The organism is Nonlabens sp. Hel1_33_55 (genome assembly GCF_900101765.1).
Lineage (GTDB): Bacteria > Bacteroidota > Bacteroidia > Flavobacteriales > Flavobacteriaceae > Nonlabens.
The window spans coordinates 1,830,942-1,847,823 of record NZ_LT627735.1 but is presented as its reverse complement, the minus strand read 5'-3'; the positions used below and the strand labels follow the sequence as shown (position 1 = coordinate 1,847,823).

The 16,882-nt window shown below is 38.6% G+C and carries 10 protein-coding genes; 8 read left to right on the top strand and 2 right to left on the bottom strand.

Annotated features, from left to right (window positions below; all coding sequences use genetic code 11):
- The first annotated feature begins 34 nt into the window (after positions 1-34).
- Complete coding sequence (locus BLO34_RS08190) at positions 35-1,099, top strand: DegT/DnrJ/EryC1/StrS family aminotransferase (protein ID WP_231959437.1); 1,065 nt, start codon at positions 35-37, stop codon at positions 1,097-1,099.
- Complete coding sequence (locus BLO34_RS08185; protein ID WP_090754327.1) at positions 1,096-2,385, top strand: O-antigen translocase; 1,290 nt, start codon at positions 1,096-1,098, stop codon at positions 2,383-2,385. Before BLO34_RS08190 ends, BLO34_RS08185 begins: the two co-directional genes overlap by 4 nt.
- On the opposite strand, the gene BLO34_RS08180 is transcribed toward BLO34_RS08185, so the two are convergent.
- Positions 2,382-2,759: a hypothetical protein gene (locus tag BLO34_RS08180; RefSeq protein WP_090754325.1), complete on the bottom strand. Its 378-nt coding sequence runs from the start codon at positions 2,757-2,759 to the stop codon at positions 2,382-2,384. The genes BLO34_RS08185 and BLO34_RS08180 overlap by 4 nt on opposite strands.
- Positions 2,759-3,151: a hypothetical protein gene (locus BLO34_RS08175; protein ID WP_090754323.1), complete on the bottom strand. Its 393-nt coding sequence runs from the start codon at positions 3,149-3,151 to the stop codon at positions 2,759-2,761. The genes BLO34_RS08180 and BLO34_RS08175 overlap by 1 nt, the downstream gene beginning before the upstream one ends.
- Positions 3,152-3,348: 197 nt before the next feature.
- Here BLO34_RS08175 and BLO34_RS08170 point away from each other — a divergent pair, with 197 nt between their 5' ends.
- The 6 genes from BLO34_RS08170 to BLO34_RS08145 all read left to right on the top strand — a co-directional run bounded on the left by BLO34_RS08170 (position 3,349) and on the right by BLO34_RS08145 (position 16,817).
- The gene (locus BLO34_RS08170) at positions 3,349-4,116 is read left to right on the top strand and encodes a 3'-5' exonuclease (protein WP_090754321.1); all 768 of its coding nucleotides are present in this window, start codon (positions 3,349-3,351) and stop codon (positions 4,114-4,116) included.
- A 57-nt stretch (positions 4,117-4,173) separates the two neighbouring features.
- Positions 4,174-6,960 (top strand): triple tyrosine motif-containing protein, encoded by a 2,787-nt coding sequence (locus tag BLO34_RS08165; protein WP_157686738.1) that lies wholly within the window; start codon positions 4,174-4,176, stop codon positions 6,958-6,960.
- A 294-nt stretch (positions 6,961-7,254) separates the two neighbouring features.
- Complete coding sequence (locus BLO34_RS08160; protein WP_090756556.1) at positions 7,255-10,422, top strand: glycoside hydrolase family 2 TIM barrel-domain containing protein; 3,168 nt, start codon at positions 7,255-7,257, stop codon at positions 10,420-10,422.
- Positions 10,423-10,432: 10 nt separating this feature from the next.
- Positions 10,433-12,373 carry a carbohydrate-binding protein gene (locus BLO34_RS08155; RefSeq protein ID WP_197672882.1) on the top strand — a complete coding sequence of 647 codons (1,941 nt, stop codon included), beginning with the start codon at positions 10,433-10,435 and terminating at the stop codon, positions 12,371-12,373.
- A gap of 25 nt (positions 12,374-12,398) precedes the next feature.
- Entirely contained in the window at positions 12,399-13,232 is an 834-nt protein-coding gene (locus tag BLO34_RS08150) for a family 16 glycosylhydrolase (RefSeq protein ID WP_231959435.1), read from the top strand.
- A 120-nt stretch (positions 13,233-13,352) separates the two neighbouring features.
- Entirely contained in the window at positions 13,353-16,817 is a 3,465-nt protein-coding gene (locus tag BLO34_RS08145) for a hypothetical protein (protein WP_090754315.1), read from the top strand.
- Positions 16,818-16,882 lie beyond the last annotated feature (65 nt).

Sequence of the window (16,882 nt, the reverse complement as noted above, 5' to 3'; positions counted from 1 at the left end):
CGACATTCAAATACCATATCTGGATCTCAAGGCCTTGCAAAGTCGTTTTGCCCAGCGAGACATGGAGGCTTTGCAGGAGTTGCAAACTGCCGGGATCTACATAGGCGGTGAACCGGTCAAGAGATTTGAAATGGATTATGCGCAGTATTGCGGCACCAACTTCTGTATAGGAACCGGTAACGGTATGGATGCCCTTACTATTATCCTTCGCGCCGAAAAGCAACTAGGCAGACTTCCAGAAAAGGCACGTGTACTCGTACCGGCGCATACCTATATAGCCACTTTTTTAAGCATTGTGGAAGCAGGCATGCAACCAGTGCCGGTAGATGTGCACGATTTACTTATCACAAAGGAGGTACTTGAAAACCACCTGGAGTCTATAGATGCTGCTGTTGTAGTAGATATTTATGGTAAGCTGGTGGATGATGAGGTTTACGCTTTCGCGAAAGCGAACAATCTACCCATCTACACAGACGCGGCACAATCCCAAGGTGCCACCACCAGAAATGGTGACAAATCTGGAAGCCGTGGTATGGCTAGCGCTTTTTCCTTTTACCCAACCAAAAATCTGGGAGCATTGGGCGATGCTGGCGCCATCACTACCAATGATGAAGAGCTTGCCGTAATGTCGCGGCGTATGGCAAACTACGGTCGTACTTCGAGATTTGTGAATGATATCAAAGGAGTCAACAGCAGGCTGGATCCACTGCAGGCCGCATTTCTCAACAACAGATTGTTGTTTCTCGATAATGACAACAAGAAACGGAAAAAGATCGCCAGAGTTTATATGGAACAAATTGAAAATCCCAAAGTAAAACTTCCTGCTGCGGATTTTTTAGAATCAAATTCCATTCATGTTTTCCCTGTATTTCTTGAAGATCGGGACGCTTTTGTGACCTTTCTAGCAGATCGAGGCATACAAACCAGCATCCATTACGCGATACCACCGCATCAACAGCAAGCATTTGAAGAATTCAATCACCTAAGCTTCCCACAAACGCAATACCTGCATAATACAGAGGTGAGTTTACCTTGTCATCCATTGCTGGAAGATCATGAAGTGCAAGAAATTGTGATTGCCATAAACGAGTTTTCATGAGGCAGTTGCTGCGATACTTCAATCGCAACCTATTGCTTAAGGTAGCTGGATTTAATTCCATTCATATTGTCATACGTATAGGAACTGGTGCCGTGATGTCATGGGTTATCGCCAATTTTCTTGGTACCACGGGAATGGCAGTGATGGGGAATTTCCGCAATTTTTTTCAGGGTCTACAGAGCTTCAGCGTTTTGGGAATGGAGAATGGTCTGGTACGCTATGCGGCACAGCATAAATCAGAAGCAGCAGAACTCAAATCTATATTCTCTACAGCCTGGATCGCTACCTTGATCACCACACTTATAATCGGGATCTTAGTATTCTTCACTGCAACACAACTTGATGCCTATCTAATAGGCCTGGACCGCAGCTATAGTTTTGTTTTCAGAGGTCTTGCGATCACAATGCCCTTTTATGTTCTGTTTACCATGATTAGTACTTTGTTGCAGGGTTTTGAGTGGTATAAGCGGTTTGTGATTATCAATATTATAGTCAACCTGATTGTTTTTGCAGCCAGTGTGATTTTGATAACCAATTATTTGTTAGATGGAGCGTTGATTGCAATTGTTGTAACGCCAGTCATTCAATGCATCATTGCTATGACCATCTGGTGGAGATTGAAAAAGGACATTTCACTTAAAAGTTTGCTGACTGGTGGATTTTCGATTTCCAGTTTCAAACCATTGATGAGTTATAGTAGTATGGCTTTATTGAGCGCCTTGCTCATACCAGTAACCTTTATTGCGGTAAGACAAGATGTACGTTCTACATTAGGTGATGTAACCGCTGGGAATTGGGAAGGTTTGCAACGTATCTCTGGCTATTACATGATGTTCGTGACCACATTAGTAAGTCTGTATGTTTTACCTCGGTTGAGTAAAGATGCCTCTCACCAGAACTATCGCGCCACAGCTTTCCATTTTTATAAAACAATTTTGATTCCTGTTTCATTGGGACTTATAGCGATCTATTTAAGTAGAGACCTAATCGTGACTTATCTCTTTTCAGAAGAATTTACAGGAATGCTGCCTATGTTTAAATGGCAACTTGCTGGTGATTTTGTGAAAGTGGTGACAACGGTGCTGGCCTTCCGTTTTATAGCAATCAATGACTTGAAAAGATATGCCATTGCAGAGGTTGTAAGCCTGGCATCTTTTTATGTAGCCAATTATTTTCTAATTAGAACCTATGGTAGTGAAGGTGTGGTTATGGCACATCTTGCGAGCTACGTGATCTATCTCGCGGTTATACTAGTGATGTTGCGCAAAGAGTTACTTACCGATTAATTAGATTTCAAACTATCAGGCTCAATACGTCTTATCTGACGTCCTAGAGAATCGGTTTTTCTTATTTGAATATTATCCTGTGGCTTAGTGACGACTGCAATATAAGTGTGTGTAGTATCTGCGTCCTTTTTAGGAATCAGCGTCAACAGATCCTTGGATGATTTTGCCGGAATAGTAGCAATAATAGGGCGATCTGCTCGTCTTCTAAAACCATCACTTTGTACCTTGAAGAATAAATCAAGTGGCTCGTCAGTAATATTAGTAGCCACGTATACGATTTTCTTATGTTCTGGCCGCACGCTTATTTCAATTCCATCAGGTTCTTGATCGCTAGTTGCGAATAACATGAAAAAAGTCAGTAGTAAAAGCCTCATTATATTCCTTTATCAAATAGTTCTTTTGCTTTGGATCGCTCTACGCTCAGAAAATTTTCACCGTAAACATCTTTTATATCGTTGTTTCTTTTAGTCATTTCCGCAAGTTCAGATCCAGTAACGGAACAACCGTAAAATTTGTATCCTATGTTATAAGTGTCGATGAGATGATTTCTAAAAAATAATTCGAATTCACTCAAATAACCCGTCATACTTCCAACAGTAACATAGATCAGGCCAGAGTCGGTGAGTACCTCGCCGCTAGGTAAACTGTAATAAGTTGTATTAAGTTCGACGGTGTTTTCTGCCGTTGCTGTTTCGGTTTCTTTTGGTTTTTCCTGTGCGACTATGAGTTGGGAGATTAATAGAAAACAGACGATGATGTTTTTCATTGTGGATCTTTTTGGCGCTAACTGCAATATAGCAAATAGACCCGTTATCTTTGTAAAGGTTTAAAAACCTGAATAGTGGTGAGAGGTTTTGGTGGAGTACGCTTTCGCGAAAGCAAACTATTTATCAATCGATCTCACAATTAAAAATCATTTGAATAGCATCAAGCCTTTAAAAGTAGCCAAAATAAATAACCAAAATGAAACTCAACCTTAACCGACCCATCTGTTTTTTTGATCTTGAAACCACTGGCACCAACATTTCAAAAGATAGAATTGTTGAGATTTCCATTCACAAGGTTTTTCCTGATGGAGCTGAAAAAACGTTCACTTACAGAGTAAATCCTACGGTTCCAATTCCTGCAGAAACGACTGCTGTTCATGGTATCACAGATGATATGGTCAAAGATGAGCCTACTTTCAAGGAGCTTGCACGTGAGGTAAACAATATTATAAAGGATTCTGACCTGGCTGGTTTTAATAGCAATCGCTTTGACATACCACTACTCGCTGAAGAGATGCTGCGTGCCGGTGTTGATTTTGAAATGGGAAATCGTAACGCGATCGACATTCAGAATATATTCCATAAAATGGAGCAGCGCACACTCGTCGCGGCTTACAAATTCTATTGCGACAAAGATCTTACTGATGCTCACAGCGCAGAGGCAGATACAATCGCAACTTATGAAGTTTTAAAAGGGCAATTGGATCGCTATCCAGAACTTGACAATGACATGAAATCCCTAGCCGAATTTTCTACCAGGCGCAAGCCGGTTGATTTTGCAGGAATGCTCGCCTATAATGAAAAAGGTGAGGAGTGCTTCAATTTTGGCAAGCATAAAGGAAAACGAATTGTCGATGTTCTCGAATCTGAACCAGGTTATTATAGTTGGATTCAAAATGCAGATTTCCCGCTTTATACTAAGAAAGTACTGACCGCCATTAAATTGAGAGGTTTTAATCAGTAGAATCTGCCAATACCTTGAAATATTAAGATTTGTCTTAGCTTTAGACAAAACTGTTTCTTGAAGGTATTTTTATTTCTATGTTGTTTTTGCTGTAGCTTTTTGACGGTACAAAGTCAAGAATTGCCACCCATTCGCAATTTCTCGCCTGCTGCCTACGGTGCAGAGAACCAGAACTGGATGGTCGCGCAATCTGCAGATCGCAAAATGTATTTTGCCAATAATCAAGGTCTTCTAGAGTACAATGGAGAGCAGTGGAATCTGTATCCAACTCCCAATGAGAGTATCATGCGATCTGTCGCATGGCACGACGGTAGGCTTTACTCTGGAGCCTATATGGATTTTGGGTATTGGGAAAAACAGGCGAATGGTACCTTAACTTACAAATCCATTGTAGAGGATTTGCAAGTTTCCCTAATGGAAGATGAGCAATTCTGGAACCTTGTGTCCAGTGAATCAATTCTTTTAATTCAATCCTTAAGCCGCATTTACGCTTTCGATCCGCTTCAAAATACCTTGAAAATGGTAGTTGAAATGGAAGGCATTACCAAATTATTTAAGGTTGGCAATCAAATTTTCTTTCACGCATCTGATAAAGGTCTTTACCAGATCATAAGTGGTGAGCCCAGACTTATTGTAAGTCAAGAGGCTATTGACGGAGCTATTATTGGGATGAGCGAAACAGATGTCGGTTTGTCATTTGTGACAGATGTCAATACACTTTATAAACTAGAAGATGGTATTCCAAAAATTATTTCCACCAACCAATTCTCACAATCTGTTACAGTTTATTCAAGTGTGACTTTACCGGATGGTGGTTTTGCACTAGGAACTATATCTAATGGACTACTTGTAATTGATGATCAAGGAGCAATTGAATATCAAATTAATCAATCTAATGGGTTGTCAAATAACACCGTTCTATCTGTCTTTTTAGATAGAGATCAAAACTTGTGGTTAGGACTTGATAACGGCATTGATTATATCAACGTTACTTCCACTATCAAAACCTTTATTGATCGTACGGGTAAATTGGGAACTATCTATGATGCGATTTATTACCAAGACTATTTGTATCTAGGCTCTAATCAAGGTTTGTATGTAAAACCGCCTGGCAGCGAGCAGTTTCAATTTGTAGAAGGTACTAATGGTCAGGTCTGGAATTTAAGGAATATAGAGGGCACGCTGTTTTGCGCTCACAATTTGGGAACGTTTGTTATTAATGGTACTACTGCTACCAAAATTGAAGGTGAAGCTGGGACTTGGGATATCCAGCCTTTAGTAAATCAACCCAATCTTTTAATTCAAGGCAATTACACTGGGTTGTATGTGTTAGAAAATATTAATGGTGAATGGATACAAAGAAATAAAGTAGCAGGATTTGATATTAGTTCAAAGGATATTGTTGTTGACGACAATACTATATATGTAGGCCATGAGTATAAAGGACTTTATGAAATTCTTGTCGATGACGACTTTAGAAGTGTAAACGCTATTAAAATTATAGAATCAGTTGGTATTGGAATCAATTCTGATGTTATACAACTTGGTGGTGATATTGTTTATTCGAATTCTCGAGGGATTTACGTTAAGTCAAAAGGCACTGATAAATTCATACGTAATGAATTTATGTCCTCCCAGATTGATAGTAATGGATATACATCTGGCAAGATGATTAAAACTAAAGAAGATTCATTCTGGATGTTTTCTGACAAGTCTTTAACGCAATTCAGCAAGGAACCAATTAATGATTCTTATGAATCAAGTAACATTTTTATACCTCACTACAATAGGTCAGAAACAAAAGGTTATGAAAGCCTTATCCAGTTACCCAATCAAAATTATTTGATATCAACTTCTCAAGGCTACCTGATATTAGAAGGGAAAGACTTGATAGAAAATAACAATGAGATTAGAATTAGCAAGGTATTGGTAAAAAGCAGAAAAAGAGAGGACAGGTTACTCCAACTTCAAGAGCCTAATAGCCTACAACCCTCAACAAGTACCATTGAATTTTTCTTTTACACTACTGACTATGATGTATTCAGTGATTTAAAATATCAATATATCCTTGAGGGTAACAACGATGATAATTGGTCCCAACCTTTTGAGAAGGGTTCTGTTTTATTTGAAAACTTAGGTTATGGTGATTACAATTTTAGAATAAGAGCGGTTATTAATGGCATTGAAGCAGAAGATGAATCTAGTTTTCAATTCACTATAAACCCACCTTTTTATTTATCTAAAGTTGCTATTGTAATTTATGTATTCCTGATTATTGGTTTGGTTTTCTTATTAAGCCGGATTTTCAGATGGTATTACAATAGAAAAAGAGATTATGAGCTAGAGAAGCAACGGCAACAAATGGAGCTTGATCTATTACAAAGTCAAAAAGATATAGCCGAATTAAAAAACAAACAGCTCAATTCTGACATTGAATCGAGAAATCGTGATTTAGCGATCAAAACAATGGCAATGATTAGGAAAAATGAGAGCCTCAATCAATTGCGAGGAGAGCTAGAAGCGCTGCCTACTACCAACGAGTCAAAGTCATTGAAAAAAATGCTGGACAAGAATTTGAACAGCAAACAAGATTGGATTGCGTTCGAGGAAGCCTTTAATAACGCTGACAAGAATTTCTTCAAAAAGATTAAAGATAAACATCCAAACCTTACTTCTGGTGACTTGAGATTGTGTGTGTATTTAAGACTGAATTTAACTTCAAAAGAAATCGCTCCGTTATTAAATATATCTCCTAGAAGCGTTGAAATAAAGCGATATCGTTTGCGTAAAAAAATGGATTTATCGCGAGAAGAAAGTCTTACAAGCTACATTGTTGAGATATAAACCAGAACTTCTGTTGAATTTCAACTCAACATCACCACAACATTATTTAGATTTTTAGAATTTTATTAGAGACTCTTTAATTTTATTACGCTCTTTATTCGATATATATATTTAAAGTGTGCTATTTTTAGAGTATCACTACAGCATTTTTCTTTTGTATGATTTTTGTTGTGGTGCATATTTGTTCTTAAAATTATGCTAAAGCTATCTTTATACAACTCAACTATTGAACTCATTGCTCAAAAACCAATATTGAGAGATTTAATTTTTACTAACGCTAAAACAACTTACCACATGAAGAATATTCTATTTAGCATTTTACTGATGTTTTCATTTTTTGCGGGTTACTCGCAGGTACAGAAAGTGTCAATAATGGATGATTTAAATGGTCAGACATTGATAGTCGATGGAAAACCTTTTATTATCAACGGTATGAATTGGGATTATGTTCCAATTGGTAGAAATTATTCCTACAACTTCTGGGCAGAATCTGATGATTTTATAAGAGCAGCCCTAGATAGCGAAATGGGTCTTCTCAAAAACATGGGTGTAAATACTATTCGTGTCTATGTGGGTATGCAACCAAAATGGGTTCAATACATTTATGAGAACTATGGTATTTACACCATGATCAATCACTCTTTTGGACGTTATGGATTGACAATAGATGGAGTATGGGTCCCAAATACAGAGTATGATGATCCAGCAACTAGGGAGTTGTTGATGAGGGAAACAAAAAGCATGGTTGAAGACTTTAAAAATGTCCCTGGATTATTGTTATTCATGCTAGGAAATGAAAATAATTACGGACTTTCCTGGGGTGGTGCAGAAACTGAGGATATTCCAATTGAAACTGAAGGTACTGTAATCACTAGGGCTAGAGCTATGTACAAAACTTTTAATGATGCCGTTCTTGAAATGAAGAAGTTGGATTCTCAACATCCCGTAGCTATTTGTAATGGTGACTTACTTTATCTGGATCTAGTGGCAGAATATTGTACAGACATAGATATATACGCAACAAACATGTATCGTGGGGTTTCTTTTGCAGATGCTTTTGACAGAGTTAAAAATGAGTTGGGTAAACCATTGATGTTTTCAGAATTTGGTTCTGATGCGTTCAATGCACTTGACAATAAGGAAGATCAAAAGATGCAGGCCTATTACATGTTTAATAACTGGAAAGAAATTTATGAGAACGCGGCTGGTTTAGGTAAAGCTGAAAACTCCATAGGAGGATTTACTTTTCAATTTAGCGATGGATGGTGGAAACGTGGACAAACTGAAGATTTAGATATTCATAATACAGAGGCCAGTTGGTTGAGTGGTGGTTATGCCATGGACACTGATGGGACTTCAAAAAATATGAATGAAGAGTGGTTTGGAATTGCTGCTAAAGGATATTCCAATGAAAGAGGTCTTTATGAATTGTATCCACGTGCTGCATACTATGCTTTAAAGGAGGTACATCAATTAGACCCATATGCTGATGGAATGAATCTAGAGAAGATGCAAAATTACTTTGACAGCATAAGTATTATGGATGCAGTTTTGAGAGCGCGTGGTGATGCAGCTGCCTTAGGTGGTGGAGGCAGTGGCCCTAAATTGGCGATCAGTAATTTGTCGGCAAGATTTACAACATTTACGACAGGAGGTTCTTTAATTACGACGCCTGAAACAGCAGATCCTGATTCCAATGCATTCCCAGATGAATTAGGTTTTGATCATATGCAATCTTATTTTATTGGAGTTGAAGGAAAACCTTCAGCGAACATGAGGGCAGAAGTAAACTTCAACGTAATTGGAAGGGTTGCTCAAAACCCAATCAATGAAATCTTCTATGAAAATAGAGCAAGACCGGTTGTCACACTTGATAATACCAACCAACGCGTTGTTATTGACGATGTAAATAGAGTGAACGTTTACAATGCCGAGTTTGAATGGAATGCAAAGGACTTTGATCTTCGTGGTTTTTACAGAACAGGCCATTACCACTGGGGTTATGAAGGGGATTTCTTTGGGTTATATCCAGAAGCAAACTACGGACCAAACTTAGATATTTATGGTGGTGAGTTTTTAGGAGTCGAGATTGATGGTAAAGGAGTTTTGGATGGAGCAAAAGCCGCTTTTGGACCACAATTATGGTGGGGTGGAAATCCAACCTCACTCTTTAAATACAGAAGAAATGTATCTGGCATAGATGTAACGGGAATCTATCACAGAGATGTCGAAACTGAAATTATTCTAGGAGATGATGGTAGAAGAGAGCTTAATCCTAACCAATTACGTAGTGGTATTATTCCACCATTCCCTACTGAAAGAGCAACATTAGTGCTCGAAAAAGAGGTTGGAAAATTCGGATTCATGTTGGGTGGTATTTGGGCTGGAAGTCCATTAAACGGATTGACCTATCAGGACGTAAAAGGAGAGCCAGGAAACTATACTGTATTTCAGGATAAAGTAAAATCAAGTGATAATTGGGGTGCAAAAGCCAAAGTCACCTATCAAGGTGGAAAAATCAATTGGTATGCGCAAGGTGGCGTTAATGGATTAGTTGCCCAAGGTGGAGCTGATCAAACTCAAACCTTTACAGGCTGGAGACTTAAGGATATCGGTAGCGGTAATATGTCCAACTTCCTAACAGGTTTTACATACACCATGGGCGATTGGCAAATAGCTCCCAACTTTTTGTATCAAAAACCATTAGTTGAGGCAATGCCTAGTGATACCGGTGCACCTGGAAGATTGAGAAACGTCATTGACGATCCATTTGCCGTAAGAGGTAACCGTGAAACTACGGCAGGAGAATTGTTGCTAACATTTGATCCAACTCCTGGAACTTGGTTTTATGAATGGGAAAATGATAGAACAGAAGATGCTCCTCTGGCGTTTAGTGCAGGATTTGTTTTTTGGCACCTACCAACTAAGCAGGATGCTCACATAGGTTTTAATGCTAATAGAACTTTCTTCCCATTCCCAGATTCAGTTCCAGCAGAAGATTTATGGGAAGCAAATAGTAGAATCGTTTCTAAGATTTCTCCAGAGTTAGCATTGATAGGAAATCTATACTACGGAAAAAGTCAACCTAATGGTGATAGCGAACGATTGATTTATCGATACGGTGGTGACTTGAGACTCGTTTACAACAAAATGAAGCTCATTTCTGAGGTAAAGGTGAACGATTGGGGACCATACGATTATCATAGAGATTTTAACCTGACTTTCCCACTTCAATTAATGTTAGACCTTTCTTATTCTTTAAGCAAACCAGACTGGTTTATCCTACCAAGTACAGTGATGGGTATAAGAGGAACTTGGAGATCATTGGATCAATTCTCACCAAGATATAGCCCTAACAACTCAGCAGAATTTGCCAATCAACCTACTATAAGCCCTGTTGGATTCCCAAATGGATCTGAATGGGAAATAAGAACTTATGTTCATATAAACATTGGAAAATAAATTAGCAATGATGAAAAAGATATATAATATAAATTGGAAAAGTTTAAGCGCCATTTGTCTGGTTGCCTTTACTTTAGTGACCTGCGAACGTGAGATTTCAGATGATGCCGTAGAGGCTCTTTTCTCTGATAACGCAGACGTATTCATTGATGGATTCAGTGTCGGCCTTGAATACTTTCCTTTTGGAGGTTCAAAGCTGGACGCCTTTACGGTGGATAATCAAACCGTGTTTGAAGGTTCTGCATCCATGAGGTTTGATGTTCCTAATGTTGGAGATCCAGATGGCGCCTTTGCAGGAGCGATATTTCAAGATCTTAATGGCGGTAGGAACTTGACTAAGTACGATGCCTTAACATTTTACGCGAAAGCTACAACCGCTGGAACCATAAATGAGATTGGCTTCGGGCAGGATTTTGGAGATGCAAAATATTTGGTGACTCGTCAGAACTTGCGATTAACTACAAATTGGAAAAAATATATAATTCCTATTCCAGACGCTTCAAAACTAACCCAAGAAAGCGGCTTGCTTTGGTACGCAGAAGGACCTGAAGATGGTGATGGATATACTTTTTGGTTGGACACAGTTCAATTTGAGAGTTTAGGAACAGTAGCACAGCCAAGACCTAGAATCTTCAACGGTGAGGATGTAGTTCAACAAACGTTTGTAGGATCCTCGCCGGCTATTACAGGATTAACCCAAACACTAAATACTGCAAATGGAGAGGATATCACAGTTATCGCCGCTCCAGCCTACTTCACCTTTAGTTCCTCTGATTCATCAGTGGCTGTAATTGATGAAACAGGAAATGTAAATGTGATAGGTTCTGGGACGACAGTGATCACTGCATCATTAAATGGTGTTGATGCTGCGGGATCACTCACTTTAGAATCTTTAGGAGATTTTGAGCAAGCACCTACTCCTGACAGGGATCAAGCAAATGTTATTTCAGTATTCAGCGATGCCTATAATAATGTACCTGTAGATTACTACAACGGCTTTTTTAATGGAGATGGACAGACGACCTTAGGTGGTGCTCCGCCTATCAACATAGGTGGTCAGCAAGTAATAAACTATACTAATTTAAATTTTGTCGGTATAGGAACCTTTATGGATGTATCTCCGATAAATGCTTCACAAATGACACATATCCACGTGGATATCAATGTTCAAGAAGAGATTCAGCCAGGTGATCAATTGACACTACAATTACTAAATGGTGTCCAAACAGCAAATGAAATATCTGGACGTAGAGTTATTAGCGGTACAAATTTGAGAAGTAACGAATGGGTTGGATTTGATATACCACTAGGAGAATTTGCAGGGTTAAGCAGACGTGATGCCATAGGACTTATGTTTTTCATATCTAACAATAGCGCTAACGTTCCAACAATCTCAAACATATTTGTTGATAATATCTATTATTATAAAGAAGTAGTAGAGCCTTCGCCCAATGTTAATGATGTTGCTGCTACACAAGTAGCGCTACCTGTAGGATTTGAGTCACCAACGCTTGATTATGGATTAACTGGTTTTGAAGGCGCCGTACCAGCAGTAGTTGCTAACCCAATGCCAACTGGTATTAATCCAACTGCTAATGTTGGGGAATCATTGAAAAGTAATGGAGCTGCCTTTTTTGCGGGTAATGTTCTTGAGTTAGACGCTCCTATTACCTTCTCTGGTTCTAGAAAATTTAGAATGAAGGTTCTTTCGCCTAAGTCAGGTATTCCAATTAGAGTACAATTGGAAGACGCTGGAAACACGGCAGGAGCTAGAAAGTTTTTAGATGCCAATACCACAACATCTGGTGAATGGGAAGAATTAGAGTGGGATTTTACCGCGCTTAATCCAGGAAACAATCTTGTTCGAATTGTAATATTCTTTGAGTTTATCGATGGCCGTCCTGGTGACGGTAGTACTTATTACTTTGATGACATTAAAATTTTAAATTAATACTGCTGCTATGAAAAATATGATAATGATAAATAGAAAAATGAACAAGCTTGGTAGTTTAGTTCTATTTGGTGCAATGCTGATTTTATCAGCATGTTCTGAAGATGATAAGCAAACAGTAACAACACTTAACAATCTGGTTCTTGAAGATAATTTTGATGTAGATGGTGCGCCAGACCCTAACCTTTGGGGTTATGATTTAGGCGATGGATCTGTGAGAGGATTAGTAGGTTGGGGAAATAACGAGTTACAGTTTTATACAGATGAATCTGACAATATTGTTGTAGAAAATGGCATGCTTAAAATCACTGCTAAAGAAGAGCGACGTGAAAACTCAAATTACACATCTGCCAGAATATTGACGCAAGGTAAATTTCAAAAGAAATTTGGTCGCTTTGAGGCAAGAATGAAGTTGCCTTATAGCCAAGGTATATGGCCAGCATTCTGGATGCTGGGTGATGATCAAAACGGGACGTTGGTCTGGCCACAATTGGGCGAGATCGATATCATGGAGTATCGTGGTCAAAACCCTACAGAAGTTTTGGGAACAGTTCACGGTCCGGGATATTCTGGAGCAAATGCACAGTCAAAATCCTACAATCTGATCAATGATCGATTTGATACCAGTTTCCACATTTTCGGTATTGAATGGGGTCCAGATTATGTAAACTATTACGTGGATGATGTACTGTACAATCAGATTACACCATCAGATGTGAATGGTGAATGGGTTTTCAATGATAATGAGTTTTATTTGTTGATCAATCTAGCCGTTGGAGGTTCATTCGTGGGCTCTCCTAATGAGAACACCGTATTCCCACAAACACTATTGGTGGATTATGTGCGTGTTTATGAGTAAAAAATGAAATAATTTGTGAATAGGATGGTAAAGTATTACGCTTTCGCGAAAGCGTAATCACATCATCATGAAACCACAATTCCATCAGTGAATTAAATAAAGTAGAATCTAACCAAAGTAATGACCAAAAGCAAAACATATCTCGGTGAACAAAAGGCCACTTTTTCAAAAAAAGAAGTAAAAGGGGAACTTGTTGATTTTCAAGGAGAAAAGTATTATAAGATAAGCAATCAGGATGCGATGCGTCCTTTTTTCATGAGCATCGTTAGCGATTCAAATCACTGGATGTTTGTATCAAGTAATGGTGGGCTTAGCGCTGGCCGCAAGAATAGCGATTCCGCATTATTTCCTTATTACACAGATGATAAGATTACAGAATCCTTTGATGTAACAGGTAGTAAGACCATCATTAGAATTCATACCGCTGATCGTGATCAGTTATGGGAGCCATTTTCTAATAGATACATGGGTATTTATAAAGTGTCTCGCAACCTTTACAAGAATGTCCACGGCGACAAACTTATTTTTGAAGAGATCAATGAAGACTTACAATTAACGTATAGATATCATTGGAATTCTAGTGATGTCTATGGATTTGTGAAACGAGCGCAGTTAATCAATCACAGTGATGCAAAGGTGAATTTGACCGTTCTCGATGGATTGCAGAATATGTTGCCAGCAACAGTAGGTGAAGATCTTCAAAAAGCTTCCAGCAATCTAGTGGATGCTTATAAAAGAACAGAGCTTAAGGAAGAAACAGGAATTGGTATCATCGCTCTTAGTGCCGTCATTGTTGATAAAGCAGAGCCAAGTGAGGCGCTTAAAGCAAACATAGCATGGTCTCTTGGTTTAGACGATCCTATTTATTTGGTTTCTTCTCTTCAATTAGATGACTTTAGAAAAGGATATAGCGTTGAACAGGAAACTGATGTCAAAGCAGAAAAAGGTGCCTATTTCACAGTCTCTAAAATGGACATAGCATCTGGAAAATCAAAAGAATGGTACTATCTGGCAGATGTAAATCAGAACATCGTTTCCATCAATGAGATTTCAGCACAAATTGAGAATGACAAAGATCTGATCAAAAAGATCAATGACGATATTGAGTTGGGATCAGAAAAACTAAATGCTCTTATCGCAGCATCAGATGGTCTTCAACTTACTGCAGATCCTTTGACTAATAATCGTCATTATTCCAACACGATGTTCAACATCATGAGAGGTGGGATTTTTGATGATAATTATGTAGTTGAAAAAGAAGATTTTATAGAATATCTAGAGGCAGCTAATGTTGAGGTCTTTAGTCAGACCAAAGAATGGTTGGAAGGTTTGCCAGCAGATTTCAATCAACAGGAATTGGTTGCCATCGCAAACTCACACGACAATCCGCATTTCAAACGATTGGTGATTGAATATCTACCGCTTAAGTTTAGTCGTAGACACGGTGATCCTAGTCGTCCTTGGAATAAATTTTCCATCAACACACGCAGTGAGATAGACGGTTCCAAGATTTTGGATTATGAAGGTAACTGGCGTGATATTTTCCAGAATTGGGAAGCACTCGCACATTCCTATCCAGAATTTATTGAAGGAATGATTCACAAATTTCTCAACGCAACCACGCTGGATGGATACAATCCATATAGGGTTACTAAAGCTGGTTTTGACTGGGAAGTGATTGAAGAAGATGACCCGTGGTCATACATAGGATATTGGGGCGATCATCAAATTATCTATCTGCTCAAATTTTTAGAATTTATAAAAGCGCATTATCCAGGTAAGCTTGAAGGTTTTGTCAATGAGGATCTTTTTGTTTATGCTAATGTTCCCTATAAAATCAAGGAATATGATGATATCAAAAAGAACCCTAAGGACACTATAGATTTTGATTACGAACTACAGGAAACTATAGAGGAGCGTCGCAAGGAATTAGGGGCAGATGGTGCTTTACTTAAGAATCAATTGGGTGATATTTATCGTGTCAACTTGATAGAGAAGTTGCTCGCCACAGTGCTTGCCAAAGTCTCCAACTTCATACCAGAAGGCGGTATCTGGTTAAACACACAACGACCAGAATGGAATGATGCTAACAATGCGTTAGTTGGTAATGGAGTATCCATGGTGACCTTATATTATTTGAGAAGGTTCATGGATTATTTCGAGGAATTCATTGAGGATTCTGACTTTGAAAACTCCTCCATTTCAACCGAATTATTTGAATTTTTTCAAGCAGTTCACAAAACGCTTACTGAGAATGCAGGTGTACTGGATGGATCAGTTAGTGATGCACAACGCAGACAGATTTTGGATGGTCTAGCTCAACCAGCCAGTGATTATCGATCAAAGATCTATGATCATAATTTTTCTGGTAATAAAAAGGATGTTTCCAAAAAGAGCTTGCTAGAGTTTGCAAAGGTCACCTTGGTCTATCTAGATCAAAGTATTGATGCAAACTTGCGTCAAGATGGAATGTATCACGCTTACAATCTTATGACCATTCAAGAGAATGGTGGTGTAAGCATTTCCTATCTATCTGAAATGCTTGAAGGGCAAGTTGCTGTGTTGAGTTCTGGATATTTGAAGCCAGAACAAGCTCTAAAGGTGATGGATGGATTAAAGTCCAGTGCGCTATTTAGAGAAGATCAATACAGTTACATTCTTTACCCCAACAAACAATTACCAGGTTTTGAGGAAAAGAACGTGATTCCAAAAGAACACATCCAGCAATCTGAATTATTGCAAAAATTGTTGAAGGAAGGCAACCATAAAATTGTGGTACAAGACAACAATGGTGACTACCATTTCAATGCAAACTTCAATAATGCAAATAGTTTGAAGACTGCCCTTAAACAATTACCACAATCCACCTATGGATCGTTGATTGAGAAAGAGCAAAAGCAACTGGAGAAAACCTTTGAAACGGTATTCAATCATAAGGCATTTACCGGTAGGTCTGGTACTTTCTTTGGATATGAAGGATTAGGCTCTATCTATTGGCACATGGTTTCTAAACTGTTGCTTGCCGTTCAAGAATGTTGCCTAGCAGCAATTCAAAGCGGTGCAGACGATGAACTTGTAGGCAAAATGTTGGATCACTACTATGAAATACAAGCAGGAATAGGTTCACACAAATCACCTGAATTATACGGTGCGGTACCTACAGACCCATATTCGCACACACCTGCCACAAAAGGAGCCCAACAGCCAGGTATGACAGGTCAGGTTAAAGAAGATATTTTGAGCCGCTTTGGAGAATTGGGATTAGTAGTCGATCAAGGCGTTTTGAATTTCAAACCTAGTCTTCTACGCAAACAGGAATTTTTGAAAACGTCACAGACCTTCGATTATGTGGACCTGGATAAGACCAATCAGTCGATTACTATTCAACCAGATTCTTTGGCATTTACCTACTGTCAAGTTCCCGTGATTTACACATTGGGAGATAAAGAAAAAGTTGAAGTAACCCATAAGGATGGAAGCAAGCAGGTGATGGATCAATTGAAACTGGATAAGAAATCTAGTGAACAGCTATTCAAACGTTATCAGGACATCAAACACATTGAGGTATTTCTAAATAAAAAATAAGGGTTTGTAGAGAAGTTCGCTTTCGCGAAAGCGTAACACTTCAACATCATTCCAAAACATTATCA

Excerpts from the sequence above, each read along its gene's own strand:
- BLO34_RS08185 (WP_090754327.1), top strand. The coding sequence starts at position 1,096 with ATGAGGCAGTTGCTGCGATACTTCAATCGCAACCTATTGCTTAAGGTA.
- BLO34_RS08155 (WP_197672882.1), top strand. The coding sequence starts at position 10,433 with ATGAAAAAGATATATAATATAAATTGGAAAAGTTTAAGCGCCATTTGT.
- BLO34_RS08170 (WP_090754321.1), top strand. The coding sequence starts at position 3,349 with ATGAAACTCAACCTTAACCGACCCATCTGTTTTTTTGATCTTGAAACC.
- BLO34_RS08175 (WP_090754323.1), bottom strand. The coding sequence starts at position 3,151 with ATGAAAAACATCATCGTCTGTTTTCTATTAATCTCCCAACTCATAGTC.
- BLO34_RS08150 (WP_231959435.1), top strand. The coding sequence starts at position 12,399 with ATGATAAATAGAAAAATGAACAAGCTTGGTAGTTTAGTTCTATTTGGT.
- BLO34_RS08180 (WP_090754325.1), bottom strand. The coding sequence starts at position 2,759 with ATGAGGCTTTTACTACTGACTTTTTTCATGTTATTCGCAACTAGCGAT.
- BLO34_RS08160 (WP_090756556.1), top strand. The coding sequence starts at position 7,255 with ATGAAGAATATTCTATTTAGCATTTTACTGATGTTTTCATTTTTTGCG.
- BLO34_RS08145 (WP_090754315.1), top strand. The coding sequence starts at position 13,353 with ATGACCAAAAGCAAAACATATCTCGGTGAACAAAAGGCCACTTTTTCA.